Origin of the sequence: Streptomyces sp. NPDC003077, from assembly GCF_040611095.1 — a bacterium.
Lineage (GTDB): Bacteria > Actinomycetota > Actinomycetes > Streptomycetales > Streptomycetaceae > Streptomyces.
On record NZ_JBEXNM010000078.1, the window covers coordinates 1 to 26,225 of the forward strand.

General features: G+C 71.9%; 23 protein-coding genes, 1 tRNA gene and 1 riboswitch. Of the genes, 12 read left to right on the forward strand and 12 right to left on the reverse strand.

Annotation, left to right across the window (positions count from 1 at the left end; genetic code table 11):
- Positions 1-258: 258 nt before the first annotated feature.
- Positions 259-747 (reverse strand): superoxide dismutase family protein, encoded by a 489-nt coding sequence (locus tag ABZX96_RS32895; protein WP_355551476.1) that lies wholly within the window; start codon positions 745-747, stop codon positions 259-261.
- On the opposite strand from ABZX96_RS32895, the gene ABZX96_RS32900 reads away from it, so the two are divergent.
- Both ABZX96_RS32900 and ABZX96_RS32905 read left to right on the forward strand, forming a co-directional pair.
- Positions 740-916, forward strand: coding sequence for a hypothetical protein (locus ABZX96_RS32900; protein WP_355551479.1), 177 nt, complete (start codon positions 740-742; stop codon positions 914-916). The genes ABZX96_RS32895 and ABZX96_RS32900 overlap by 8 nt on opposite strands.
- Before the next feature lie 601 nt (positions 917-1,517).
- Positions 1,518-2,174 carry a VTT domain-containing protein gene (locus ABZX96_RS32905; RefSeq protein WP_355551481.1) on the forward strand — a complete coding sequence of 219 codons (657 nt, stop codon included), beginning with the start codon at positions 1,518-1,520 and terminating at the stop codon, positions 2,172-2,174.
- A 263-nt stretch (positions 2,175-2,437) separates the two neighbouring features.
- Here the strand turns inward: ABZX96_RS32905 and ABZX96_RS32910 are convergent, their stop codons facing one another.
- Positions 2,438-3,514 (reverse strand): universal stress protein, encoded by a 1,077-nt coding sequence (locus tag ABZX96_RS32910; protein WP_355551483.1) that lies wholly within the window; start codon positions 3,512-3,514, stop codon positions 2,438-2,440.
- A gap of 302 nt (positions 3,515-3,816) precedes the next feature.
- On the opposite strand from ABZX96_RS32910, the gene ABZX96_RS32915 reads away from it, so the two are divergent.
- On the forward strand, positions 3,817-5,202 hold the full coding sequence (locus tag ABZX96_RS32915) for a class I SAM-dependent methyltransferase (RefSeq protein ID WP_355551486.1): 1,386 nt from the start codon (positions 3,817-3,819) through the stop codon (positions 5,200-5,202).
- A 5-nt stretch (positions 5,203-5,207) separates the two neighbouring features.
- A complete protein-coding gene (locus ABZX96_RS32920) occupies positions 5,208-5,894 on the forward strand; it encodes a nucleoside/nucleotide kinase family protein (protein ID WP_355551489.1) in 687 nt (228 codons plus the stop codon).
- A 210-nt stretch (positions 5,895-6,104) separates the two neighbouring features.
- Here ABZX96_RS32920 and ABZX96_RS32925 read toward each other — a convergent pair whose 3' ends face one another.
- On the reverse strand, positions 6,105-7,739 hold the full coding sequence (locus tag ABZX96_RS32925) for a glycosyltransferase family 39 protein (protein ID WP_355551491.1): 1,635 nt from the start codon (positions 7,737-7,739) through the stop codon (positions 6,105-6,107).
- A gap of 532 nt (positions 7,740-8,271) precedes the next feature.
- Between ABZX96_RS32925 and ABZX96_RS32930 the strand changes: the two genes are divergently transcribed.
- Both ABZX96_RS32930 and ABZX96_RS32935 read left to right on the forward strand, forming a co-directional pair.
- A complete protein-coding gene (locus ABZX96_RS32930; protein ID WP_355551493.1) occupies positions 8,272-9,606 on the forward strand; it encodes a glycosyltransferase family 87 protein in 1,335 nt (444 codons plus the stop codon).
- Between the two features lie 257 nt (positions 9,607-9,863).
- A complete protein-coding gene (locus ABZX96_RS32935; RefSeq protein ID WP_355551495.1) occupies positions 9,864-10,961 on the forward strand; it encodes an alpha/beta hydrolase in 1,098 nt (365 codons plus the stop codon).
- A gap of 94 nt (positions 10,962-11,055) precedes the next feature.
- Here ABZX96_RS32935 and ABZX96_RS32940 read toward each other — a convergent pair whose 3' ends face one another.
- Positions 11,056-11,466, reverse strand: a complete 411-nt coding sequence (locus tag ABZX96_RS32940) for a hypothetical protein (RefSeq protein WP_355551498.1) — start codon at positions 11,464-11,466, stop codon at positions 11,056-11,058.
- A 154-nt stretch (positions 11,467-11,620) separates the two neighbouring features.
- A riboswitch (cobalamin riboswitch) is annotated at positions 11,621-11,879 on the forward strand.
- Between the two features lie 54 nt (positions 11,880-11,933).
- Between ABZX96_RS32940 and ABZX96_RS32945 the strand changes: the two genes are divergently transcribed.
- Positions 11,934-13,055 (forward strand): HoxN/HupN/NixA family nickel/cobalt transporter, encoded by a 1,122-nt coding sequence (locus ABZX96_RS32945; protein WP_355551500.1) that lies wholly within the window; start codon positions 11,934-11,936, stop codon positions 13,053-13,055.
- A gap of 204 nt (positions 13,056-13,259) precedes the next feature.
- Here the strand turns inward: ABZX96_RS32945 and ABZX96_RS32950 are convergent, their stop codons facing one another.
- Complete coding sequence (locus ABZX96_RS32950; protein ID WP_355551502.1) at positions 13,260-13,979, reverse strand: LysE family transporter; 720 nt, start codon at positions 13,977-13,979, stop codon at positions 13,260-13,262.
- A gap of 176 nt (positions 13,980-14,155) precedes the next feature.
- Entirely contained in the window at positions 14,156-15,739 is a 1,584-nt protein-coding gene (locus tag ABZX96_RS32955; RefSeq protein WP_355551505.1) for an MFS transporter, read from the reverse strand.
- Between the two features lie 158 nt (positions 15,740-15,897).
- Between ABZX96_RS32955 and ABZX96_RS32960 the strand changes: the two genes are divergently transcribed.
- Positions 15,898-16,353: a helix-turn-helix domain-containing protein gene (locus ABZX96_RS32960; protein WP_355551508.1), complete on the forward strand. Its 456-nt coding sequence runs from the start codon at positions 15,898-15,900 to the stop codon at positions 16,351-16,353.
- Between the two features lie 16 nt (positions 16,354-16,369).
- On the opposite strand, the gene ABZX96_RS32965 is transcribed toward ABZX96_RS32960, so the two are convergent.
- The 3 genes from ABZX96_RS32965 to ABZX96_RS32975 form a co-directional block, all read right to left on the reverse strand.
- On the reverse strand, positions 16,370-16,993 hold the full coding sequence (locus ABZX96_RS32965) for a class I SAM-dependent methyltransferase (RefSeq protein ID WP_355551511.1): 624 nt from the start codon (positions 16,991-16,993) through the stop codon (positions 16,370-16,372).
- A gap of 182 nt (positions 16,994-17,175) precedes the next feature.
- Positions 17,176-18,066 carry an NAD(P)-binding domain-containing protein gene (locus tag ABZX96_RS32970; RefSeq protein ID WP_355551514.1) on the reverse strand — a complete coding sequence of 297 codons (891 nt, stop codon included), beginning with the start codon at positions 18,064-18,066 and terminating at the stop codon, positions 17,176-17,178.
- Between the two features lie 216 nt (positions 18,067-18,282).
- Complete coding sequence (locus tag ABZX96_RS32975; protein WP_355551558.1) at positions 18,283-19,422, reverse strand: MFS transporter; 1,140 nt, start codon at positions 19,420-19,422, stop codon at positions 18,283-18,285.
- 381 nt (positions 19,423-19,803) lie between these two features.
- Between ABZX96_RS32975 and ABZX96_RS32980 the strand changes: the two genes are divergently transcribed.
- The 3 genes from ABZX96_RS32980 to ABZX96_RS32990 all read left to right on the forward strand — a co-directional run bounded on the left by ABZX96_RS32980 (position 19,804) and on the right by ABZX96_RS32990 (position 21,233).
- Positions 19,804-20,301: a DUF2975 domain-containing protein gene (locus ABZX96_RS32980; RefSeq protein WP_355551517.1), complete on the forward strand. Its 498-nt coding sequence runs from the start codon at positions 19,804-19,806 to the stop codon at positions 20,299-20,301.
- Positions 20,301-20,531 (forward strand): helix-turn-helix transcriptional regulator, encoded by a 231-nt coding sequence (locus tag ABZX96_RS32985; RefSeq protein WP_355551519.1) that lies wholly within the window; start codon positions 20,301-20,303, stop codon positions 20,529-20,531. The genes ABZX96_RS32980 and ABZX96_RS32985 overlap by 1 nt, the downstream gene beginning before the upstream one ends.
- A gap of 144 nt (positions 20,532-20,675) precedes the next feature.
- Positions 20,676-21,233 (forward strand): plasmid pRiA4b ORF-3 family protein, encoded by a 558-nt coding sequence (locus ABZX96_RS32990; RefSeq protein ID WP_355551561.1) that lies wholly within the window; start codon positions 20,676-20,678, stop codon positions 21,231-21,233.
- A gap of 609 nt (positions 21,234-21,842) precedes the next feature.
- Here ABZX96_RS32990 and ABZX96_RS32995 read toward each other — a convergent pair.
- Positions 21,843-22,673, reverse strand: a complete 831-nt coding sequence (locus tag ABZX96_RS32995; protein ID WP_355551522.1) for a DUF4365 domain-containing protein — start codon at positions 22,671-22,673, stop codon at positions 21,843-21,845.
- Positions 22,674-23,377: 704 nt separating this feature from the next.
- Positions 23,378-23,449, reverse strand: a tRNA-Val gene (locus ABZX96_RS33000).
- A gap of 445 nt (positions 23,450-23,894) precedes the next feature.
- Between ABZX96_RS33000 and ABZX96_RS33005 the strand changes: the two genes are divergently transcribed.
- Positions 23,895-25,199: a hypothetical protein gene (locus ABZX96_RS33005; protein WP_355551564.1), complete on the forward strand. Its 1,305-nt coding sequence runs from the start codon at positions 23,895-23,897 to the stop codon at positions 25,197-25,199.
- A 407-nt stretch (positions 25,200-25,606) separates the two neighbouring features.
- On the opposite strand, the gene ABZX96_RS33010 is transcribed toward ABZX96_RS33005, so the two are convergent.
- Positions 25,607-26,092: an FxLYD domain-containing protein gene (locus ABZX96_RS33010; RefSeq protein ID WP_355551524.1), complete on the reverse strand. Its 486-nt coding sequence runs from the start codon at positions 26,090-26,092 to the stop codon at positions 25,607-25,609.
- Positions 26,093-26,225: the final 133 nt, after the last annotated feature.

The window sequence follows — 26,225 nt, forward strand, 5'->3', positions numbered from 1 at the left end:
GGCGCCCCCGGGTCGACCCGGGGGCCACACGGCGTTCCAGGGAGTGGGCTCCCCGCACACGCGGGTGCAGGTCCTGGCCGGACAGTGCCGGTCGGGGACACAGGTGGGCTCCGCGCACGCGCGGGTGGCCGGAGCGCCCCGCCCCTCGCGAACGGTGCGCCCCGGCCACCCCGGGCCCCCGGCTCTCACTCGCCCGGGACCCGGCTCACATCCCCGTCACCGGCCTCACGGGCCCCGCAGCCTCACAGGCCCTGAGCCTCACAGCCCCTGGCGGAAGGGCACGCTGAAGCAGGCCACGGCCTTCCCCGCGGTGCCGGCTACGCCCTGACCGGTGCGGGTCGCGTGCTCGTGGAGCACGACGCTGCGCGCCTCGCCCTGACGGAACCGCCAGCTGTGCGTGGACTTGCCGAGTCCCTGGCCCTCCTTGTCCGTGGTGAACCCGAGCCACACCTCGTTCTCCTTGTTGGCGTAGGCCGGGTCGACGGAGGGCTGATGCGGGTCGACGCGATTCTGGTAGTGCACGCCGGTGGAACCCGGCCGGAGGCCGCAGGGCTGGGTGTGTACGTGGGTGCCGTAGGCCCGATTGGGAAGGAGGCCCACCACCTTGAGCTCGACCTCCGTGGTCTCCGACGTCCCCCGCTGGGTGACGGTGACGCGGGAGCCCGCCGGTACGAGTCGCTCGTCGTACGTCACCGCGCGGTGACCGGGGTTCGTCCCCGGCCGTGCGAACCACGTGGACGTGCTCACGCTGTACTGCGCGCTGCCGCTGATCGCCGCGGCCGGTACGCCCGGCACCGCGGGGCCGGGCTCCGCGGCCGATCCGGGCGCCAGGCCCGGCGCCACCGTCAGCGCGCCGACCGCGCCGACCATCCCCGCCAGCCGGACGGCCCGCCGACGGCGTCTCTCCGCGCTCTGACTCCTCTGAGTTCCCTGCCGGTCTGGCCCCGCCGTCTCGCCTCGGTCCGGCCCTGCCATCGTGTCTGGGTTCGGCCCTGTCATCTCGCCTCGTCTTCCCGCCTGGTCCGTGCGTCCGCGCGGACGGCGTCCGGCACCGCCCGCGCGGGCCGCGAGCACGCGGCGGCGGAGGCGGGGCATGACGTACATCTGGCGCGGCGCACGCTTCACACGGCACACATTTCGTCGTATAGGGCATATAGGGCGCTTTACCGCCTTGATGCATTACGGCACACAACGGCTCCCGTCCGTGGTCACCACGCGCGGGATGCGCACGGTTGGGTGATGAGGAGAGCGCGACTCCCGCCCTTCCGGGACGGGGGCCATGAGGCGTACGGGTCGGGAGGCGGCCGAAATGGAGTGGGAGCGGCGCGGGAGAACAGGGGGAGCGGCGCGGGAGAGCAGCGGCCCGAGCGGCGGGTGCGCGAGGATTCGTGACCCTTACAACACATTTCCACCCCGGTACTTTTCGGTCATTCGATCAGGCGTACGCTGTATGGCTGTAGAGCCGCCCCAGCCGCCCACGCGACGTCGCGGCAGGGGTCCGGACCGGGAGTAGGACGTTGTTGGAAAACCTGGGGCCGTTCAGCGGTAGCCCTTGGGTCTTCGCGATCATCGGGCTCTCGGTGCTCCTGGACGTCTTCGTGCCGATCCTGCCCAGCGGTGTCCTGGTGATCGCCGCGGCCACCACGGCCACGGGCGCGCCCGCCACCGCGGGCGCCGTCACCCACTCCGTGCCCGGCGGGGCCGACCTCCCCGAGATGCTGGCCCTCGTCCTGTGCGCCGCCACCGCCTCCGTGCTCGGCGACATGGTCGCCTACCGCCTCGCCTGGCGTGGCGGCGACCGGTTCGACCGGGCGATCTCCCGTTCCCGTCGGCTGACCGCCGCGCAGGAACGTCTCGGCGCCGCGCTGACCCGGGGCGGTGGCGGTCTCGTCGTCCTGGCCCGGTTCGCCCCGGCCGGGCGGTCGGTGGTCAGCCTGGGGGCGGGGGTGGCACACCGCACGGTCCGCGAGTTCCTGCCGTGGTCGGCGCTGGCCGGGCTGGTCTGGGCGGCGTACAGCGTGTGCCTGGGCTATGTCGGCGGGCAGTGGCTCGGCGCCGGCTGGGTGAGCACGGCGGTCTCGGTCCTCGCCCTGTTCGCTGCGGGCTCGGCCGCGGCCTTCCTGATGCGCCGGCCTTCGCGCCGGGCGGCGTTCGGTGGTCCTTCGGGGGACTGAGGGGCGGGGGAACGGGCCCTCGGGCCGTTGGCCGACGCTCACTGAAGACGGCGGCCGTCACGCCGGGCGGCGTTCGGCGGGCCCTCGGCGGACTGAGGGGCGGGGCAGTGGCACCCACGGGCCGTTGGCCGGGTGCTTTCGGCGCCGGGAGAGCTCGCAGGGTCACGGCCGACGCTCGCTGGACCTTTGGAGGCGGTGGCGGCTTCTCCCGTCGCTGGCGAGCCCGCCGATGTCCTGAACGCGCGGCTTCCCGCCCGTCGGCCTCACTCCCCGCTCCGTCCCCGCCCCCCTTCGGGCACCACCGCGATCGGGCAGAGGGCGTGCAGCAGCACCGCGTGCGCCACCGAGCCGAGCCGGCGGCCGAGCGGCAGACGGCGTCGGTGCCGGGCGACCACGACCAGGTCGCAGCCGCCGGACGCCTCGACGAGCTGGCCGGCGGCGTCGGTGTCGTTCAGCGTGACGTCCACCCGCACCTCGGGGTGCCGGGCGCGGTGCGGGGCGAGCGCCTCGTCGAGCTGGGCGGACAGCGCGTTCTCGTATTCCTGCTGGGTGCCCTCGTACACCGCGGAGAACTCGAAGGCGGGGGGCGCCAGCAGCGGCCAGGTGTAGCCGGAGACGACCTTGAGGCGGGCGCCGCGGCGGCTCGCCTCCTCGAAGGCGAAGCCGATCGCCGCGGGCTCGTCGGACATGGCGTCCACCCCGAGCGCGACCTCGCAAGGGGCGCCCTCCACCCGCGCCCCACGCCCTGCCGCGGATGCGCGGGCCTCCCCCGCTGCCCCCCGCTCGCCCGTCGCGTCGGCCCGGCCCCCCGGCCGGTCGTCGAGGTCGGCACTCGCGGGCCCGCCCGCCGCGCGGTCGACGCGGGCGCGGTCCGGGCGCGGCACGACGACCACCGGGGACGCGGAGTGGGCGGCGCAGGCCAGGCCGTTGCTGCCGAGCAGCAGGCTGGCGAATCCGCCGCGCCCCCGCGAGCCGAGGACGAGCAGCTGGGCCTCGTCACCGAGGGCGGGGAGCGCGGCGTCGGCCGTCCCGTTCAGCGACCGGAACTCCGTCTCCGGAAGGTCCTCCGCACCCGCCACCGTGCCGAACCTCCGCCGCAGATCGTCCAGCACCTGATCGCCGGTACTGGGGGTGCCCGGCGGTTCCGGGGATCCGCCCTCCTCCGCCACCGTGGCGCGCGCCGCGTTCCCGTACGGCCGGACATGGACGACGTGCAGCGCCGCCGAGCGCAGCCGGGCCTCCTGGACGGCCCACCGCAGCGCCCGCTCACTGTCCGGGGAACCGTCCACCGCCACGATGACCGGCAAGGTGTCCACGTACGCCTCCATGTACGCCTCCACGCGTCGAAGGTGAGGGGCCCGCATCGAAAGGTGCCGGACCGTACCTGAGCCAGGGATCGGGCGACATGCCCGATACATACCGTGTGTTCGTTTATGCCGCTACCGATACCGCGCGAGGCCCGGCGTCACGACGAGGCCGTGCCCCGCGCACGGAGTAAAGTCGGACGACACTCCTGGCCTCGTCCACCGCACACGGGACGCCTTACCGAGGCGCGCCGAATCAACCCTCGGCCCCCGTTCCCCGGCCGCACCACCCGCACCGGACCCGCGAGGCCCGCCCTACTAGCGCAAGGCACACCTCGGTGAACTCTCCGTCGGTCGTCGAATGGACCGAGGCCGACGCGGCCCGGTCCGCCCTGTGGCGTTCCGAGAGCGGCGCCCCACCGCCCCGCCGGGTCGTCGTGGCGGACGACGACATGAAGGCCGACGCCGCCTACAAGCTGGCCTGCGAGGGCACCGCCCTGCTGTGGCGCGGCGACTTCCACAACGCCCGGCAGCTCCTGACGGCCATGGCCCGCCGCGTCGACCGCCGCCCCCGCAAGCCCACGCCCGACCCGCGCACCCCCGCCGACGCCGCGCAGGCGTTCCACCGCCACCGCGCCGCCCAGAACCAGCGCGCCCGCATCCTGGGCATGCTGCTCGTCCCCCTGGCCCCCGGCCACGTCGTCCCCCTGCGCCGCGCCCCTGACGTGCGGGAGGCGTGCGCGCAGGCGTACGGGGCGGACGAGTCGGGGGTGCCCGTATCCGAGCCGGACGGGCCGCGAACGCGCGTGGGAACGCCGGACGAGTCGGACGCACACCTGGGCACGCCGGACGGGTCGGGGGCGTCCGCGCCTGACAAGCCGGACGCGTTCGGGCCGGTGTCCGCTGTCGTGTCGTTGCGCGAGTTGCTGGGGCTGATCGGCGCGTACGAATGGCGGAAGAAGGGCGTCGCCATCCCGGCGCTCGGCGGGGACCGTATCCACCCGCACTACGGCGTCTTCTCCCCCGCCCGCGGTGAGTACGTCGACCTGGTGGCCGGTGCCCCGCTGCCCGACGGCACCTCCCTGGCCTTCGACATCGGCACCGGCACGGGCGTGCTGGCCTCGGTGCTGGCCCGCCGCGGCGTGCGGCGCGTGGTGGCCACCGACCAGGACCCCCGCGCGCTGGCCTGCGCCCGCGAGAACACCGGCCGGCTCGGCGTCGGCGGACAGGTGGAGGTCGTCGCGGCCGACCTGTTCCCGGCCGGCCGCGCTCCCCTCGTCGTCTGCAACCCGCCCTGGGTCCCGGCCAAGCCCACCTCCCCCGTCGAGTACGCGGTGTACGACCCGGGGAGCCGCATGCTCCGCGGGTTCCTCGACGGCCTGGCGGACCACCTGGAGCCGGGCGGCGAGGGCTGGCTGATCCTCTCCGACCTCGCCGAGCACCTGGGCCTGCGGACCCGTGCGGAACTGCTCTCCGCGTTCGCGTCGGCCGGGCTCACCGTCCTGGACCGGCTGGACATCGCCCCCCGGCACCCCCGCGCCCGGGACACCACCGACCCCCTCCACGCGGCACGGGCGGCCGAGGTCACGTCCTTGTGGCGGCTGGGCACGGCTCCGTCCGGGGGCGGGATCGCGAGCACGCCGGACTCGTCCGGAGACGGGGTCGCGAGCACGTCGGACTCGTCCGGGGACGGGAGCACGAACGCGCCGGACGGGCGGGGGTGACGGCCATGCGCCACGACGACGCGTCCGCCCCTCCTCCCGGCCACTCGCTCGACCGTCTCCTCGCCCGGGCCGCCCGCCTCGCCGCCGAGGCGACACCGGCCCGCAGGAGGCTGCTCGGCATCGCCGGGCCGCCGGGTGCGGGGAAGTCGTCGCTGGCCGCGCACCTCGTGGCGGAGCTGGCCGGGGCGGCGGTGCTCGTCCCGATGGACGGCTTCCACCTCGCCGAGGCCGAGTTGCGCCGCCTGGGGCGCACGGACCGCAAGGGGGCTCCGGACACGTTCGACGCCGCCGGTTACGCGGCTCTGCTGGCCCGGTTGCGCCGTCCGGAACCGGAGACCGTGGTCTACGCCCCGGCCTTCGACCGGCGGATCGAGGAACCCGTCGCGGGGAGCGTCCCCGTGCCGCCGGAGGTGCCGCTCGTGGTGACGGAGGGCAATTACCTGCTCCTGGACAGCGGCCCCTGGTCCCGGGTCCGTCCGCTGCTCGACGAGGTCTGGTACGTGGAACTGGACGGGCCCGAACGGGTGCGCCGGTTGATCGACCGTCACGAACGGTTCGGCAAGCCGCGCGAGCGGGCCGAGCGGTTCGTGCACGCGTCGGACGAGGCCAACGCGCGGGTGGTGGAGGCGAGCCGGGACCGCGCCGACCTCGTCGTCCGCTTCCCTCCCGGGGAGGCGCCACCGGCGGCGTGAGGCACCCGACCCGGGCGGGAGCCGACCTGCGCCCCCGGGCAGGAGCCAGCCTTTACCCCCGGGCGGGAGCGGCCTTCCCCCTTGGCAGGGAGCCGACCTTCCCCGCAAGCAGGAGCTGGCCTTCCCCCGGGCGGGAGTCGGCCTCGGTTCCGGGCGGGAGCCGACCTTCGCCCCCGCCCATCGGCTTCCGCTCGTCAGCGCTTCCGCTCGTCAGCGCTTCTTCTCGAAGACCTCGACCCGGCGTCCGCCCGTCTCCACGACACCGACCTGCCGGAAGTGGTCGGCGAGGACGCGCAGCTTCAGCTTCTCCCGCGCGGGTGCCGTGCGGGGCGGGACCCGTCCGGCGTCGGTGACGAGCAGGATGCGGGACTTGGCGAGCATGGCCGTCCGGATGCGTTCGGCGGTGGTCTCGACGCCCTTCACGGTGCCGGACGAAGCCGGGTCCTCGGCCAGCGCGAGATCGTCGATACCGGCGAAGGCGGAGGGGCTGACCAGGGCGGTGTCGCGCCGGGCGGCGGGGATGAAGACCACGCCGTCGCCGGGACGGCCGCGGTCCGCGACCTCCTGGGCGGCCCGCAGCACGTCGTCCACGCGGCTGGTGTGCCGCCGCAGGCCCAGTTCGACGGGGAGCAGCGCGGCGAAGGCGATCGCGACGACGCCGGCGAGCAGGACCGCGTCGCGGCCGGGGAGGGCCCGGACGGCGGCGCCGATCGCGAGGCCGAGGAGGAGGGCGAAGCCGACGTTGGTGTAGAGGACGTACCGGTCCAGGTAGATGGGTTGCAGCAGCGACGCGAGCAGCAGCCCGAGCTGCGGCACGACGAGCAGGGGGAGGCCCACGGAGGCCGGGGTCATGAGGGGCGGGCGGGACGAGGGCGTAGCCGCCGGAGGTACCGGAGCGGCGCCGGACGCCGTCTCGGCTATTCGGTCCTCCTTGGCGGTCGTCGCCTCGGGTGCTTGGTCCGTGGCGGTCGCCCGGTTCTCGGAGGACACCTGAGATCCGCGATTCGCGGCGGACGTCCCGGTCCCGGATATCCGATCGGCCTCGGCGGCTCGGCGAGCCCCGTTCGTACCCGGTTGCCGCGGCACCCACACCGGCACCCTCGCGCACACCGCCGACACCAGCACCATCGCGGCCACGCCCAGCAGGGTGGACACGGCCACCGGCTTGATCCACGACACCTGGTCGGCCTGCGCGCGGCTGGCGAGGACGAGCGGCAGCGCGCCCGCGACCGCCACCGCCGCGGCGACCGTCCACCGGACGAGCAGCGGCCGTCCGCCCCGCCGACGGGCGAGGAACACCGTCACCGCGTGCGCGCCCAGGACGAACAGCGAGAACCAGTTCAGGAGCGCGGCGACCAGTACGGCCAGGGTGTAGCCCGTCCACCGTCCCCAGGCGCGCGGCCCTCCCCGCACGCCGGTGTCGTCCGCCGCGCCCACCAGCAGCAGCGTGGCCACCGCCACCGCCCCGGTGACCAGGGCGTACGAACGGCCTTCCTGCGCGTAGTGCTGGATGTTGGGGATCAGGGCGAGGGCCAGCCCGGCGCCGAGCCCGGCCCAGGGGCCCGCGAGCCGGCGTCCGGCGGCGGCGGTGGCCGCGGCGGCGAGCGCGACGGCCAGCACCGACGGCATCCGCAGGGCCGTCAGCCCCACCCCGAAGACCTCGAAGACGCCGTGCATGAGCAGGTAGTACAGGCCGTGGACGATGTCGACCTCGTCCACCATGTGCCAGATCTGGGCCACCGACCGCTGCGCGATCTGCCAGGTCGCGGCCTCGTCCCGCCAGAGGCTGTGTTCGCGGGTGATCCCCCACAGTCCGAGGGCGAGGGCCAGGAGCGCGGGCAGCACCGGTACCGCCGCGGCCGTCCACCGCCCGTCACCTCGCGGGCGTCCCGCCTCCGGAGCGAGCCCGTCGCCTCGCCCCGGACCGGCGACCTGCGACGGAGTGTCCCCGGACCGCGGCCCGGGGACACTCGCGACCGAAGCGGACGCACCTGTTGGAGAGGTGGGACGCACGGCTACGGTGTGCGAAGGGCGCGGGGCAGCGCCGGAGGGCGGTTCGACGGGCATACGGTGCACTCTACACTCCACGTATACATCCGATACATAGAGTGACAAGGCGTCCACCGTGCCCATGGGCTCCTTCGGGTGCGTCCGGCCTGCTGTGGGGCGCCCCGCGATCCGCGGATGACGGCCGCGATCCACGGCCCCATGGCCCCGCGGCCTGCGGAACGCCCGACCGACCCATACGGAAAAGCCCGTACGGAAAGCCCAGACGGATAGCGCCCGTACGGAAAGCCCACACCGAAAACCCCCACCGAAAACCCCCACCGAAAACCCACACCGAAAGCCCATGCGGAAAGAACGGAGCCCTGGAGACGTGCTGGACCGAGCCGCCGCGCGCACCGCCGCACCCGCCGAGCCCAGCACCGGATCACGGGCCACGCTCGTCCGCGTCCGCGAACCGCTCGCCCGCGTGCGGGGTCCGCTCGCTCGCGTACGGGACGCCTGGCCGGTGCTCGTCACCGTCTGGGTCCTGAGCCGCCTGTGGCTCGTTCCGGCCGCGCTGCGGATCAACCCGATCGTCGGCGGCGGCCCCCTGGACCCGTCCGTCTCCAAGGTCTACACCGGCTGGTACCCGATCCTGAGCGGCGGCGCCTTCCCGCTCCACGACGTGAGCTGGCAGTACCCGCCCGGCGCCGCGCTGCCGCTGCTCGCGCCCGGCCTGATACCGGGCCTGGACTACGGCCACGCGTTCGTCACCCTGGCCGCGCTCTGCGACGCCGTGATCTTCGGGATGCTGCTGTACGTGGCCCGCCGCCGCGGCCGTTCGCTGGCCGCGCCGTGGCTGTGGACGGTGGGGCTGGCGGTGCTCAGCACCATGCCGCTGAACCGCTTCGACCTGCACGTCACCGGGGTGGCGATGGCCGCGCTGCTGGTCGCCGGGTCCCGCCGGGCCTGGGCCACCCGCGCGTTCGGGGCGCTGACCGCGCTCGGGGCCACGATCAAGGTCTGGCCCGCGCTCCTCCTCGCCGGCACCGCCCGTGGGCGGCACACCCGTGCGGCGTGGACCGCCGCCGCCCTGGCGGGCGCGGTCGTCGTCGGGACGCTGGCGCTGGCCATGCCGAACGCGTTCTCCTTCCTCGTCGGCCAGTCGTCCCGCGGCATACAGATAGAGTCCGTCGGCTCCCTGCCCTTCCATCTGGCGCGCCATATGGGGTGGAGCGGGACGTGGGCGGCGAAGGACGGTTCGCACGAGTTCGTCGGCCCGGGCGTGGAGGCCGTCAACGTCACGATGAAGGTGCTGACCGTCCTCGCCTTCGCCTGGCTCCTGTGGTGGCGGCACCGCTCCGACCGCACGGCCCCCTGGGCGCTCCCCGACGCGGCCCTGACCGCCACGCTGCTGTTCGTCGTCACCAGCCGGGTGATCAGCCCGCAGTACGTGGTCTGGCTCCTCGGCCTGGCGGCCGTCTGCCTGCTGCGCGGTGACACCACTCAGCGCCCGGTCGTCTGGCTCGTCCTGGCGGCCTGCGTGTTCACCACCCTGGACTTCCCGCTCCTGTACCGGGGCCTGCGCGATCACGCGTCCTGGCTGTCCATAGGCAATCTCTATGTACGCAACCTGCTGCTCCTCACGGCGGCGGCGCTGTCGGCCCGCCGACTGTGGCGGGGGACGGTGACGGCCCGACGGGACGAAACGCTCCTCCCCGCCTGACGGGTGGTCGGCCCTCCCCGCCTGACGGGTGGTCGGCCCGGGCCCGGCCCGTTGCCATACCCGGACCGTTTCTCCGGGCCCGCCTTCGTCACCGCCCCGGCCGGTCCGCCCGCCTCGTCCTTGTCACCGCCCCGGCCGATCCGCCCGCCCCCACCCACGCCGACTCCCGACGCCCGCCCCCACGCGCCCACCCCCACGTGACCGACTCCACGCGGGCGCTCCGTCGGCGGCGATCACCCGGCTGGGATGATGCCGCCATGCGAACGCCTCACGAGCAACTCGGCAACGGGAACCCCTTGGCCACCGAGGGGGGCATGAACCAGGGCTCCGACGCGGACTCGTCCCCGTACGCCCACGCGTACCCCGGCACCGACGCGTACCCGAGCACCGACGCGGACGCGTACCCCGGCACCGCGCCGATCCCCGCCCCCCGGACCGGCACCGAAGCCGACGACGGCGCCGAGCCGATAGACAACGGTGCCGGGATCGACATGATGAGCGTCCCCGCCCCCGCGCACGGCCTCGCCCCCGACGACATCGACAGCGGACTCGTCCCCGTCGAGAACGGCGAGCTGTTCTACGAGTCGGCCGGCACCGGCCCCGCCGTGGTGCTGCTGCACGGCGGCATGCTGGACCAGCGCATGTGGGACGAGCAGTTCGGCTGGCTCGTCCGCTCGGGCCTGCGGGTGGTCCGCTACGACGCGCGCGGTCACGGCCTGTCCTCCAGCGTCGACGGCGACTACGCCAACCACGAGGACCTACGGACCCTGCTCGATCACCTCGGCATCCCGCGCGCCACGCTCGTCGGCCTCTCGCACGGGGCGCGCGTCGCGCTGGACATGGTGCTGGCCCACCCCGCGCGCGTCACGGCCCTGGCGCTCGCCGCGCCGGGCGTGAGCGGTCGCACCTTCACCGACCCGTTCATCCTGGAGCACATCAAGGAACAGGTGGCCGCCATCGGGGAGGAGGACGGCGCGGCCCGGTTCGTGGAGCACTTCCTGCGCATGTGGGTGGACGGTCCGCACCGTCAGCCGTCGATGGTGGACCCGGAACTGCGGGAACGGATGCGCGCCTCCGCCGAAGCCAACGTCATGGCGCACGCGGACGGGATGGGGGCCGGGCTGCCGATCGAGGTCGGCGCCGCCGCCCGGCTGTCGGAGATCCGGGTGCCGACCCTGGTCCTGGACGGCGACCTGGACAGCACCGACATCTCCGCCAACGCGCACGCCATCGCCGTCTCCGTCCCCGGCGCCCACCGCGTCCGCGTCCCCGGCGCCGGCCACATGGTCAACCTGGAGAACACCGCCTGCTTCGACGAGGCGCTGCACGGGTTCCTTTCATCGGTGCCGCACTGACAGGTCTGCCGGTGCCGCTCTGGCGGACCGCAAGGACGTCATCCGGCACCCATCCGGCCCGCCCAACCGCTCACCCACTCACCCGCTCACCCGTTCACGCCGACGTCAGACCCGCCCGCAGTTGCCGGCAGGCGCCGGCGGCCTTGCGGGTGGCGTCGGCGCACACCCGGCAGTGGGGGAGGTGCCCGGCGTGCTGCGCGCACAGTTCGTGGCTCCGTTCGCAGGCCATCGCGCAGGCGTCCAGCAAGGACGCGAGCAACGCGGCGTCGCCGCCACCCGCCCGGTCCAGCACCCGGCAGGTGGCGGTGACGACGTCGGAGCAGTCCATGTCGCGGGAAACGGCCTCCCGCATCCGCTCCGGCTCTCCTTCGGAGAGCATCGCCGCCGCGCAGACCGTGACCGCCGCCTCGCATTCCCTGAGCGCGGTGACGGAGTCGTCAAGGGCGGCGGGACTCAGCCGGGCCTTGACGGCGAGATCGAGGAGAAGGGGGTTGTGGAGGTTCATGATCTCTCCCGAGGGCCGGGCCCGCTTCCGCCCCTGGCCCACTGCGGAAGCTACTCCGCGAGCCCGTCCCTGACGACACCGCGCACGGTTCCGGCCGAACGGATGCCGCCCGGCCCCGCCCTGGCACCACAACCTCCCCCTTGCCACCAGGGACGATCCTTGGTGAATCCTTGGTCCGCCCCATAACTTCGCGGGCTAAGGTAACCGGGCCGTGGTGATCGGGAAGACCGGTGACGGACCCCTCGGGGTCCCAGACCGGCGCGGCCCTCGCCACTGTGATCGGGTAGTTCCCGACCCTTTCCGCACGTGCCACCGGCGCGTACGGGGCCACTGACCGCAGCCGCGGCCGGGAAGGCCGGGCCGGGCGCGCGTACCCGTGAGCCAGGAGACCGGCCACGGCATCTCACGAAATCATCCACGAGGTGCTGGAGCGTGATCACCGGATGCCCGGGTCCACCCGTCCCCCCATGTCCCCTTCTTCTCCTTCTGGCGGCCTTCCGCAGACTCCGGCACCCCCCGGCTTCCGCTGGCGGCGGCAGGACACCGTACGCACCATCGGCCTCATGGCCGTGATCGCCGGGCTGCACGTCGTCGCCTTCGGCGTCCTGCTGCTCCTGGTGGTGCCGAACCACTACACCGTCGGCAAGCAGGTCTTCGGCGTGGGACTCGGCATCACCGCGTACACGCTCGGCATGCGGCACGCCTTCGACGCCGACCACATCGCCGCCATCGACAACACCACCCGCAAACTCATGGCGGACGGCAAGCGTCCGGTCTCCGTCGGATTCTGGTTCGCCCTCGGGCACTCCAGCGTCGTTGTCGCCATGGCCGCCCTGGTGGCGGGCGGCGCTCAGCTCGCCGGGACGCTCCTGGACGACGAGTCCCGCGCGCACCAGGTGCTCGGCACCATCGGCACGACCGTCTCCGGCACCTTCCTCTACCTGATCGCCGCCCTCAACCTGATCGCGCTCGCCGGCATCCGGCGGGTCTTCCGCGCGATGCGCGAGGGCCGCTACGACGAGACGGAACTGGAACAGCACCTCAACTCCCGCGGCTTCATGAACCGCTTCCTCGGCCGCTTCACCCGCTCCATCAACCGCCCCGGCCAGATGTTCCCGCTGGGCTTCCTCTTCGGCCTCGGCTTCGACACCGCGACCGAGGTGACGCTGATGGTCATGGCGGGCAGCGGCGCCGCGGCCGGGCTGCCCTGGTACGCGGTCCTGTGCCTGCCCCTGCTGTTCGCGGCCGGCATGAGCCTCTTCGACACCCTCGACGGCACCTTCATGAACTTCGCGTACCAATGGGCGTTCTCCAACCCGGTCCGCAAGGTCTACTACAACCTCACCATCACCGGCCTGTCGATCGCGGTGGCCTTCTTCATCGGCACCATCGAGCTGGTCACGGTGCTGCACGACAAGCTCGCCCTCACGGACGCGGTCACCGGCTGGATCTCCGGCCTGGACCTGGACAACGTCGGCTTCATCATCGTCGGCCTGTTCGTGGTGGTGTGGGCGGCGGCCCTCGCGTACTGGCGCCTGGCCGGCGTCGAACGGCGGTGGGCGGCCCGCACGGCGGCCCCGGAGAGCTGACGACCCCACGGAGCCGGGGATTACGAATTACGAGGGGCGGGGCACGGACAGGAGACGGCAACACCGGACGGGCGCCACGGAGGCCGGTCGGGCGACGGAGACCGGCCGAAAGCCATGAAGGACGGACGAAGGCCGGACGACGGGCGAACGGGCGCCGCACGGGCACCGCCCCGACCTTCCCCCGAGCCCGCCCCGCCCCCGTCCTCAACGCGCCGTCCACGCGAGCCGCACCGCCAACACCGCGATCACCGCATTGCCGACGAGTGCGGTGATCAGGCGCCCCCGCTCCCCCGTCAGCACCCGCCCCACCGCCGCCCCGCCCAGCGCCAGCACACCCTGCCAACTGGCCGACGCGACGGCCGCCGCCAGCACGAACGCCGCTCCCGCACCCGCGTCCCACGACGCGTTCCGCTGCCCCACCACCATGGCGGCGAAGTAGGCGACGGTCACCGGATTGAGCAGCGTCAGCCCGACGAACCCGGCGTAGGTACGGCCCCACCCACGATCCGGCCCGCCGCCCCTCTCCCTCGCCGGGCCACGTTCCCGTGCGTGTCCCCGTTCCCGTGCGTGTCCCCGTTCCCGTGCGTGTCCCCGTTCCCGTTCCTGTCCTCGTCCCCGTTCCTGTCCCCGTCCCCGTTCCCGTACGGCCGTGACGACGCCCACGGTCGCGACCGTCAGCAGTACCCCCGCCGCCGCCCATTGCAGCGGCCCGGCCACCGGCTCCACGTACTGCCCCAAGGCCACCCCGCCCACCACCGCGACCAGCGCGTACAGGCCGTCAGCCGTGGCGGTGCCGAGGCCCGCGGCCAGTCCCCGCAGCAACGACGTACGGGCCGCCAGTCCCACGATCAACACGGAGACGGCGCCCACCGGCATCGCGATCCCGTACCCGGCCAACAGGCCGGACAGCAAGGCATCCCCCATGCCCTCACGGTGCCAGCCCCCGCCACCTGCCGCCCGGCATTATTCACCGACGGAAAAGAGCCGGAAAAAGCCACAAAGGAACGAACGAACAAGGACGAACAAGGACACGCAAGGACACGCAAAGAGCACCAGCACGGAAAACGAGCAAGCAGCAAAAAGCGAAACAGACGGCCCCCTCACCCCCCAACCTCCCCCCGCGACCGCAACACCACCGCCACCAGCGCCGCGGTCAGCGCCAGCCCGCCCGCGGCGATCGCCGTGACCGCCGTGAAGCCCTGGTCGTAGGCGGCCCGAGCAGCGTCCATCACCGCCCGGCCCACCGATCCGCCGGTCCCGTCCGCCACCTCCTCGGCACTGGCGAACGACTGCTCCGCCGCTCCCCGTTCCCCCGGCGAGAGGCCCGGGACGGCGGGCAGGGCCGCCCGGTACGTCGCGGCCAGCGCCGTGCCCAGGGCGGCCACGCCCAGCCCAGCGCCGAGTTCGAAGGAGGTCTCCTGAATGGCGGCGGCCTCGCCGGAGCGTTCAGGATCGGCGGCGCCCATGATGGAGTCGGCCCCCAGGGTCATGACCACGCCGGCCCCGTACCCGGCCACCAGCAGCGGCGCCACCAGCGCCCCGTACCGCGCCGTGTCACCGACCAGGGCCAGCACGCCCGACGCGAGGGCGAAGACGGCGAGCGCGCCGGTGAGGGACCACCGGTTGCCCCAGCGGGCCGACAGCCAGGGCGCGGTGGTCGCGCCGACCGCGTTGGCCCCCGCCAGCGGCACCAGGGCGAGCCCGGCCCACAGCGGCGGATACTGCCCGACCTGCTGCAACCACTGGGTGAGGAAGAACAGCAGGGCCACATAGCTGCCGAAGCAACTGACGACGCACACGGTGGCGGTGGCGAACCGGCGATCGGCGAAGAGGGCGAAGTCCAGCAGTGGCTCGGCCAGTCGCCGCTGCCTCCGTACGAACACGAAGAGGAGAACGGCCCCGCCGAGCGCCGCGACGACGATGGGGGCGCTCACACTGAGGTGCTCGCCGGCCTGCTTGAGCGCGTACACCACTCCCGCGAGCCCGGCGACGGACAGCGCCACGCTGGCCAGGTCCCAGCGGCGGGGCGTGGGATTGCGCGACTCCGGGATGACGCGGACGCCGACGGCCAGGATGACCAGCGCGATCGGCACGTTGATCAGGAAGACGGCGCCCCAGCCCCAGCGTTCCGTCACCAGCCCGCCGACCAGCGGCCCGATCGCGGCCCCCACGCTGTGGGCGGCGGTCCAGATGCCGAGCGCGACGGCCCGTTCACGGTCGTCGGCGAACACGACGCGGATGATGGACACCGTGGACGCCATGATCATGGCGGCGCCGGCCCCGAGCGCGATCCGGGCCGCGATCAGCTGAGGCGTGGACGCGGCGAACGCGGCGGCGGCCGACGCCATCCCGAACAGCGCGAACCCGCCGAGCACCATGCGCTTGCGCCCGATCCGATCCCCCAGCGTGCCGCAGGTCACCAGCAGACAGGCCAGGGTCAGGGAGTAGACGTCGACGATCCACAGCAGTTCGACGCCACTGGGACGCAGTTCCCTGCTCATGCTCGGCACGGCGACGTGCAGCACCGTCAGATCGATGCCGCACAGCAGCAGACTGACGGCGAGCACCGCCAGAACCACCCACCGCCGCCCGGCCGCCGCACTCTCACTCCGGCTCCCGGCCTCCTCTTTCTGCGGCGGTGTCCCGGATGACGGCGCGTGCGCCGGTGCCTCGCAGTTCGACATACGCGCACTATGAGCCGCTACCTGCACGCCTTACAAGTACGGTCATTCATGTGCCGTAGTACCACTCTGTATACCCATGGCGCGTGACGGTGTACGACGATGGACGACGACGCACGGACGACGGCCGAGCGGGAAACGAGTACGTGGGAGGCGGCCCCATGCGGGACGGCAGCACCGGCAACGGCCCTGAATACTGCGCGATCGAAACCGCCATGGAAGTGCTCGGCGGACGCTGGAAACTGGCCATCCTCAAGCAACTCCTCACCGGCACCCACCGGTTCGGCGCCCTGAAACGCGCGATGCCCCGCATCACCCAGCGCATGCTGACCCGCCAACTCCGCGAACTGGAGGCGGACGGCCTCGTCACCCGCGTCGTGTACCGCGAGGTCCCACCGCGCGTCGAGTACTCCCTCACCGAAGCGGGACGCAGCCTCGACGCCATCGCCGCCCAACTCGACGCCTGGGGCAAGTGGTACCGCGCGACACACGCCGCCAGGACCACGGAAACGGGCGAAGAGACCGGAACGGCAGGAGCACCCGAGACGGCCGAACCGGCCGAAGCAGCCAAAGCGGCAGACCAGGCCGAACCGGCAGGACCGAGCGGCAGGAGCTGAGGCCGCACTCGGCCCCTCAAGAACGACGGCACGCCCAGAACAGGGCATGCCCGCCATCCCCCTCCGGGACGAACTCCTCCCGCTCGACCACCAGGCCCGCCCGCTCGATCCACTCCCGATTGGTGGCGGCGTCCGCGTGGCTCCACCACATCGGGGCGCCGCCACCGAGCCAGTTCTCCTCGGTCCCGGTCCATGCGCCGTGTCCGGTGGTGGCCACGAACCAGCCTCCCGGGCGCAGCCACCCGGCGATCCTGCGCAGCAGGGGCGGCTGCTCGGCCAGCGGTATGTGGATCAGAGCGAAGAAGGAGACGACCGCGTCGAAGGACGCGGCCTCGAACGTCGCGGCCGTGGCGTCGGCGTGCACGAACTCCGCCTGGGGCACCCGTTCCCGGGCCCGGCGGATCTGCACCTCACTGATGTCGACGCCGGTGACGCGGTACCCGGCGGCGGCGAGCGTACGCGCGACCGGCACGCCGCTCCCGCAGCCCAGGTCCAGCACCCTGCCACCGGCCGGGATCCGCCGGCACAGGTCGGCGAGCAGCGCCCGGTACTTCGTCTCGGCCCCGTACGCCTCGTCGTAGCGCACGGACACGGCGTCGTACCCGCGCCGGACCACGTCTTTGGGGTCTTCGATGTCCATCCGCGAGACGCTAGCCAGCGGCCCCGAACCCCGGCGAACGGATTTCCCCGGCACAGCCCCGGCGAACGGATTTCCCCGGCACGACCCCGACACAACCCCGGGACACCCCCGACACGACGAAGCCCCCGGCCGCCAAGCACCGGGCGCCAAAAGACAAGGCCCGCCGGGGACCGACCAGACCCCTAAGCGCTCTGCTGCGGCTTCCTCAGCACCTCGATCAGGGACGAAATGCTGTGGTCACGATGCCCCTCGGCAACGGCCCGGCGCAGCAGCTCGTGCATCGGCGCGTGCCAGGAAACGTCCACGATCCCCTCCTCGCCGATCTCGTGATCGTTCGCGATCCCGTCGTGGAAGACGGAGACGGACGAGCCGAGCTTCGTGTAATCGGCCGTGTCGATCTCCTCCGCGATGACCGGCAGCACGGAGCACACCATCTGGAGCCATTTGACGGTGTACGGCACCAGCGACTCCGCGCTCAGTCCGCGTGCCGTGACGAGGGCCGCCCCTTGGAAGAACCCCAGCAGCGCGGGCAGCAGGGTGCCGCCCACCGCTATCTCGTACAGGGCGGCCAGGTCCACGTCGTCCCCGAGGTGGACGGTGTGCCCGCCGAGCACCTGCAACGTGGCCTCGTACTCGTCGAATATGGCCTTGTCACCGCCGAAGTACAGCAGCGTCTGCGGCTTGCCGACCGCGGTGGGTACGTCCTTGATCGCTCCGTCCAGGAAGCGCGCACCGTGGCCGGTCGCCCAGTCGGCCATGGTGCGGGCTCCGACCGGCGTGCCGGTGTTCAGCGTGATCAGGGTGCGTCCGGCCAGCGCGCCGTTGGCGGGCTCCAGCGCTGCGAGCGTGGCCTCGTACGTCGACAGGCAGGCGATCACCAGCGGGCTCGCGGCGACGGCGGCCTCGACCGCCGAGACGTGCGACGCGCCCCGGGCCACGAGGGGCGCGGCCTTCTCGGCGGTGCGGTTCCATACGGTCGTCGGGTGCCCGGCGTCCAGGTACGCCTGGGCCATCGCCGCGCCCATCGCGCCGAGTCCGATGATGGTGACGGGGGTGGGGGTGTTGCCGGACATGTTCGCTCCAGTGGTGAAGGGACTGGGGTGCGCCGTGAGGCGTTCGAGACCCGGTCGGCGTCCGTGGCGCCGAGCCGTCGCGACCGTGTGCTTCGTCGGTGCGAGGCGGCGGGGCGGTTCGTGTCGGCCCCGTTCGTGGGGTGATCTCGGTACGCCGCAGCCCCATGCTGTGCCGGGGCGCCCTTTTCCTCAAGTACCTACATTTTTGTGGGGTACTTACCCTTTGGTGAGCCGGTCGGCGTCTTGGCGGGCTCCGACGGCGTGGGCTCCCACGGTCAGGGCCATCAACGCCGCGGTGCAGCCACCGAGCACCATGACCGCGGAGGGAGAAGCGCGGTCCACAACGCATCCCCCCACCAGCGCACCGAGCGAGATCGTGGCCTGGAACGAGGCGGTGAACAGCACGGACGCCGCCTCGGGAGCGGACGGCACCGCCTTGGCGAACCAGGTCTGCGAGGCGACCGGCACCGCGCCGTAACCGATGCCCCACACGACCAGCAAGGCGACCGCGCCGGCCTCCCAACGCCCCAGCACCGGCAGCAGAAGCGTCGCCACCGCGATCAGCCCGGCCGCGAGCCCGAAGACGGCCCGGGGACACCGTGCCACCCGCGCGCCCCCGACGAAGTTGCCGACGATGCCCGCGGCGCCGTAGACCAGCAGGAACGTGGTGATCACCCCGTCGCCGGTACGCGTCACCCGTTCCAGGAACGGCGCCACGTAGGTGTAGGCGCCGAAGTGCGCCAGCACGATCAGGAACGTCAGCAGGAGCGCGAAGCGGGTGCGAACGCCGCCGAGCGCGGCCCCGAGAACGCGCAGCCGAACGGCCCCCACGGGCCGCAGCGGGGGCACGACCAGAACCAGCATCACCAGCACCCCCACCGTCAGCGCGCCCATGACCACGAACGCCGTACGCCACCCCGCGACATCCCCGAGGAGAGTGCCGGCCGGCACCCCGAGGACGGACCCCAACGGAACGGCGGAGAAGATCACGGCGGTCGCCCTGCCCACCGAGGCCGACGGCACCAGCCGTTCGGCCAGCCCGGCCCCTATCGACCAGAATCCGCCGATCGTGATCCCCACCATGACCCTGGAGACCAGCACGAGCCAGTAACCGGGCGCCGCGGCGGCGAGGAAGTTCGCCATGGCCAGCAGGAACATGAAGACGCACAGCATCAGGCGGCGGTCGACGCGCGCCGTGGCGACGGTGACCAACGGGGCGGCGACGGCCGCCAGGAACCCCGGCATGGTCATCGTCAGCCCGGCCACGCCGTCCGAGACGGCGAAATCGGCGCCGATCGAGGTCAGCAGGCCGATGGGCAGGATCTCCGTGGTGACGATGACGAAGATGCCCAGCATCACCGCGACCACGGCCAACCAGCCGACGAGCGCAGAGCGCGTCGCCGGGGCTGTGCCATCGGCTGCGTCATCGGCTGTGCCGTCAACCGGGTGGGTGGTGGTTGGGGACATGAATGCCGTCCTGGTCCTGTGAGGGGTGCGCTTGGCGAACAGCTCAACAGGAGTCGCCCCGCTCGGCTGGCAGGTCTACGACAGCACCCTCACGCGCCACGGTTGACGTCGCGTTCCTGCCGGTTCTCGGCAGGACAGCGGAACCCCCAACGACCGACCGGACTCGCCATGCGAGTTATCGGTGGACGACTTATCGGTGGACGACAAAACAGCACCCACACCATCCAGGAATCGATTGCCATTCGATCGAAACCTATCGATAATCGATACATGCATCGCTTACTCATCGCAGCACTCCGGGCCGGCATCGTCGCGGCTGTCCTGCTCGGCCTCTTCGGCCAGTTCGTGGTGATTCCGGGCACGGCAGCCAACGAGGTCGACCGCTTCCCTCCTTACGCCCCGTTCGCCGCGCCGTACGTGACGGTGGCGATCATCGGTGTCGCCTGCGTCCAGGTCGCGCTCATCGCCGTGTGGCGGCTGCTCGCCATGGTCCGGCACGGAGCGGTCTTCACGCCGAGCGCCTTCCGGTGGGTCGACACCATCATCGGCTCCTCGGTCCTGGCCACCCTGCTGGCGATCGGGGTCACCGGACACCTCGCCCTGGCCGAAATCCCCTCTCCCGACGACGGCATGGACGTCGTCAGCGCCCTGGCCGCCGCAATCGCGTGCGTCGGCGTGGGCTCGGCCTTCGCGATGCTCGTCGTCATCATGCGCGGCCTGCTGCGCAAGGCGACGGACCTGCAGACCGAGATGGCCGGCGTCGTCTGATGGCGATCATCGTCGACCTCGACGTCCAGCTCGCCAAACGCCGCATGTCGGTCGGCGAGTTCGCCGCTGCCGTCGGCATCACACCCGCCAACATCGCCGTCCTGAAGAACGGCCGCGCGAAAGCGGTGCGCTTCACGACACTGGACGCCATCTGCCGCACCCTCGACTGCCAGCCCGGCGACGTACTGCGCTGGGTGCCGGACGAGGACACAGGTACCGACGACGGCTAGTGCGGCGCCGCGCGGTGTCCCGGCCCATCGGGAGCAGGCCTTCCGCCGGAACACGGCCAACGTGGCTGGCAGGATGGCCGCCATGGCGAACAGCAGGAGTGCGAAACCGTCTTCCCGGACAGGCCGAGCAAGACCATCCACAAGATCAAGGTCACCTTGCGGGACTCCCGGCCTCCGATCTGGCGCCGCCTGGAGGTGCCATCAGGCATCACCCTGCGCGAACTGCACGACGTCATCCAGGCGGCCTTCGGCTGGGAGGACTACCACATGTGGTCCTTCGACAGCGGATCGGCCCGATACGGCATCGCCGACCAAGGCTTGGGCCTCCGCAGCGCCACCTCCAAGCAACTCGGCCAGATAGCCACCCGCTCCGGCGACCGGCTCCTGTACACCTACGACTTCGGCGACAACTGGGAACACGACATCCTCGTCGAGAACATCACCGCCCCCGAACCGGGCACCGCCTACCCCCACTGCCTCACCGGCCGCCGCGCCGCCCCGCCCGAGGACTGCGGCGGCATCTGGGGTTACGACCACCTCATCGAGATCCTCGCCGACCGCCACCACGAAGAACACGAAGAACGCCTGGAGTGGCTGGGCCTCGACTCCGCCGACCGGTTCGACCCGGCGGCCTTCGATGTTGCGCAGGTCAACTCCGCGCTGTCCGCCCGTGCGGCCGTGCTCGTCAAGGTCAAGGACTGACGCGGCGGTGCCCATGAGCCGCCCTCGCGTTGCCGCACCTGGGGGCGCGTGTGTGCCCGCGGTGACCGTTCCCGCTCCGGACGGCGCCCCCTCGACGATGGCGATCAGCCGGCCGGGACGGGGCGACGATGGCCGGGGGCCGACTCGGTGGATCATTTTCCGGTCGAGCCGAATGTGATGCGCCGGTTCCTCGCCGGGCACCACGGAATTCGAGGGGCGTGCGTCAGGTGGGTGTGTGGGGGCATGGAGAGCAATGCCTGCCTGCCACTCCCGTGAATCGCATCCCGCGAAAATCGCCTCGTGGTCGGCTCCGGAATCGGATCTCTTCATGGGGATGTGGCATCCATGTGGACTTTATGTGGACTCCGGACGCACCACGCCCCTCCACCTGAGACCCAGATGAAGGGGCGTGACCTGCGTTTTTCTATGGTGGGCACAGCTGGGATCGAACCAGCGACATCTGCTTTGCAAGTTCACCCAGCCGCCTGCGGGGCCGGTGTGCCGTACCGCTTCGGGGTCGCCCTGGCCCACTTACTTTTACCGCCGTCCACCGCTCTTGATGTGTGCTGCGGATGTCATGCGGGTCCAATACCTAATGCTCACGGGTAGCTATCCCACCGCTGCACCTCGCCGAGCCCACTCTGTCGCGGAGAAGCAGGAAGCGAGCCACAGGGCCTCGGGCATGTTGAGGATCACCCTGCCAATGACCGGGAAAGGCAGGTTGCGCCGAAGGTCTTCTGGGAAGTCTCCGCCGAAATCGAGTCCCTGGGGCGAGCCGCCCGGTATGAGTAGGCCGCCGGGGGTGATCGGTTGCGGGACCCATTGAAGGTCACTGTGGAGAAGAGTGGCGTGCAATTCCCCTGGTCGCTGCCAGAAGATGAGCTGTTCGTCGAACTCGTTGATCCAGTGCAGAACATGATCCGAGCGGTCGAAAGTGACTCCTGCCATTTCACCGAGATGGGCCAAGACAGCATTCCGCCCCCTGTACCCACCCACGTACGCACGAGCCTTGTCCACAAAGCTCGCCAGGGTACTGGGGTCCAATATTGCGGCGGCGGGCAGCCTGATGGTGCGCAGCCGACGACCCTTGTGCCTTTCACGGCGCAGCTGTTCCGTGGCATTCGCCCAGTACAGCCGCTCCGTGTCCGGGTCGAACACAACGCAGAACACTGGCACGTTTCCGTTCGCCCAGGTCTCGTAGTGCTGACGCACCGGCACGGCGTAACCGTATGACCGCCGCCAAGAGGAACCACCCTTGACCTGCACCTTTATGACGTCGTTGGTCACGCGGCCAGCATCAGCGAAGGTGACGAACAGATCCTCGCCGTAGTCATTCTGCCCCGAAATCTCCTCCACCACGTGGTCACGGCTCTGCAGGAGGGTGCGTAAGGCGTTCACGGCGGCCAGCTCCATGCGCCGTCCGCTAGGAATCGTCGTCATGTCTTTCTCCCTGCTCATGTGATCGTCCGCCCACCCTGCCATTGGGGTCTGACATTGAGCTGTCGTGACGGGTGGCTGCAGGGTCCGAAGGCAGGCCACAGCTTGAACATCGCTGATCGTTTACGCGGGATGTCGCCGCCGGCCAGCAGAGAGGGCCTTACACCTCGCCCATGCCCACCCGCATCGCTGACGGGACCGTTGACGGGGCAGGGGTTCCGCTCCCGCTACCCGCTGATAGCGCTCTCTTTCGTACACCACCCTCCCGCTTGCGACGATGCGGCCGGGCGGCGCGGCGTGGAGCACCTGTCCACGCTGGTTGGACCTCGCTCAGAAGTCTGCACCTTTCAGGCACATCCCTTGATCAGGATTTACCTCAGGCATAAAGCGATTGCACATTAAATCGAATTTGCGTTCCCCTGCCGATCCAATCGCACCCTAAACGGCGCCGGGCAGTTTCGTTGGCGGCACTTCGTCGCTGCCTCGGCGCTTGCGGGCTCCCTCGGGAGGGGCCTTGCCCTTCTTGTGTGGTCGGGCCTGCGCAGGCTGACGGATCGTTTGGGAGGTACTCGAGAGATGGGCCCCCACACCGAGTTCGTACTCAGGACGTTCGAGACCGTGTTCAGCGCAGGCGGGGAAGCCGAAAGCCCAGGCTTAGCATTGCGCTGACCTGGGCTTTTCCGTGGAGTCCTACGAGGTAGGAGCTGTGGGCACAGCTGGGATCGAACCAGCGACATCTGCTTTGTAAGAGCAGCGCTCTACCGCTGAGCTATGCGCCCTCGTCGACGCCGGGCCATGCGCCCTCGTCGAGCGGACAGACTACCTTGCCGTAGGGGCTGAACTGCAAACCCGTGTGCGGGGGCCGTCCCGCTCCGCGAACTCTCCGGCCGCTGTGTTCGTTCCCAGCAGGTGGGACAATGGCATTCGGACCTGGGGCGATCCGATCGGGAGAGGGATGTGACGGCGACACACGCGCGGCCGCACGAGCAGCGAGCAGGCCGTCAGCCCGGTGAGGGGCACATAGACGGCGGCCCGGGGTCGGGCGACGGCCTCGCGCGGTATGTCGCCGGCCCAGCCGGCGGGACCCGGGAGGGCGGACGCGCGCGTACGGCCGGCTTGCGGGTCGTTTCTCGTGAGCGGGTTGTTCCTCGTAAGCGGGTTGTTTCTCGTAAGCGGGTCGTTTCTCGTAAAAGTGCAGGTCAGGCTCTTCGGGATGTCCTTGGCCTGGTTCTGCTTCCGCTTCCTCTGCTGGTCCTCGCCGCGCCCGCCGCGTTCGCGGGCGGGGGGACGCGGCGGTGGTTCGGGCGGGGGGAGAGTCAGCGGGCGGACGCGCAGGCGGCGAAGGACGCGGCGGCGGCGGCGTTCTACGAGCTCGACACGGCGCAGCGGGACCTGCGGATCTCCATCGAGACGATCGTCGCCGTGGACCGCTCGCCGGCCGCCCGGAAGGCCGCGGCGGACTACGAGGCCTTCGGGCACCGGATCGACGAGGTCAGCCAGCGGTACATCGCCGCCGTGGACGCCCACGACCTGGACCGGGACGACCTGGAGGCCGGTGCCGCCGCTCGCGCGCGGGCGGACCTGGTGAAGGCCAAGGAGGAGCTGGAGCGCGTCAAGGCGGAGCTGGACCGGTTCGGGCAGGGGCTCGGGCGGTTGCTGCGGGCCGCGGAGACGGAGCTGGAGCGGCTGGCGCCGGCGGTGGAGCGGGCCCGGCAGACGCTGCTGGCGGCGAGCGAGGCGCTGGACGCCGTACGCGCCCGGGGTCTGAAGGCCGACGACCTGGCCGCGCGGCTAGCGGCGCTCGGCCCCGAGCTGACCAAGCTCAACCAGGGCGCCGGGCAGCACGGCGTCCAGGAGACGCTGCGGCGCGCGGACGACGTCCTGCGCAAGGCCGAGTCGGTACGGGCCGAGGCCGAGCGGCTGCCGGAGAAGGCCGCGGAGATCGACAAGCGGCTGGTCTCGCTGCGCACCCGCGCGCAGGCGATCACGACCCGCGCGGGCCAGGTCGACCCGGTGCTGAGCGAGCTGCGCCGCCGGTACAGCGTGGCGTGCTGGCAGGACCTGCAACACGTGCCGGACGAGGCCGCGCGCACCGTCCAGCAGGCCGAGGCCAAGCTGCGGGAGGCCCAGCAGGCCCGGGACGAGCAGCGGTGGGCGGACGCGACCGCGCTGCTGGCGACCGTACGCGCCCTGCTGAACACGATCGACGAGGCGGTCTCGGCGGCCGGGGACCGGTTGCGGCGGCTGGACGAGGTGTCCTTCGACCAGCAGAAGGAGATCGACCGGACGCGGTTCGCGATCCGGGACGCGCAGCGGCTGGCGATGGCCGGACGCAGCACGCCCGATCCTCGCCACGCCCGTCCCCTGGACGACGCGGTGGCGCGGCTGGACCGGGCGGTCGACGGGCTGGTCGGCCGGCACCCCGACTGGTGGCACTTCCTCACCGAGACGGAGGCGGTACGGGAGACCGTCAGCCGGGTGGTGAAGGCGATCCGCGAGGAACGGGGCGGGGCGGGCAGCGGCGGCTGACCTGGGTGGGGCGATTCTGGGGCGGCTCTGGGGCGGTCGGATGTGGTCAAACCCGGCCGGGCTGGGCGGACTGGTCGGGCCTGATCGGCTCCGAGGCGGTCGGATGTAGCCAATCCCGGGCGGACTGGTCGGATCTGGCCGGTCGGGGTCTGTGCGGACCTGGGCGGCCTGACGGGTCGGGACGGACCTGGGCGGACAACCGATCCGGTCGGGCCTGGTCGACCCCGAGGCGGTCGGATCTGGCCGAACCCGGCCGGGCCGGGCGGACTGGCCGGTCGGGGCGGTCGGGGCGGACTGCCGATCCGGTCGGGCCGGATCGGTCCCGGATGCCGGTGCCGAGTGCCGGTGCCGGGTGCCGACCGTCGGTGTTGACGGTGGAGGCGGCACGGCGATGTGACGAGTTCAGGTCACGGGGACGCGTACCGCGTCACCGACGCCACCCGGCACGATGCCTTGGCCGACACCTTCTTCAAGCCTTGTGCCGTCGTCTGTGCCCTCTGGCCCGGCCGGACGTTGTTCTCGGCTGCCAGCGCCGATCCGAGGCGCGTCCCGGACGCGTCGACGAACTCGATGGTGATGATGTAGTTCGACTCCCGGTCGCTCCGGTTGGTGATCGACAACTGCGCCGCCGGCCAGCCCGTGAAGTCGTCCGTGCCGCACGAGTCGACCCGTACGTCCGCCTTGGGATCGGTGTCCTTCTCGGCCGTTGTCGTGGAGGTCGGCGCCGAGGGCTTCGCGGCCGGTGGCTCCTCCTTGATCGGTACTTCTCCGCTGCCGTCGCCTTGCACTTTCTTCACCGGTCTGGCGTCCCCGTCCCCGGCCGTGCCGGGCATGCAGCCGGTGAGCGTGATGACGGCGATGGCCGCGCCGACGATGATGGGCCGTGTGCGCATGATCCCCCCACGGGACGTTGGTGACGGGTGAACCGTACGAGTCGTGTGGGGCGCGAGGGAATCCCAGCACCCGAGTTGTGACCCTGCCGCCGCGTTCGGGGAGGGCGATCCGGCCGACGGGGCAGACAGGGAG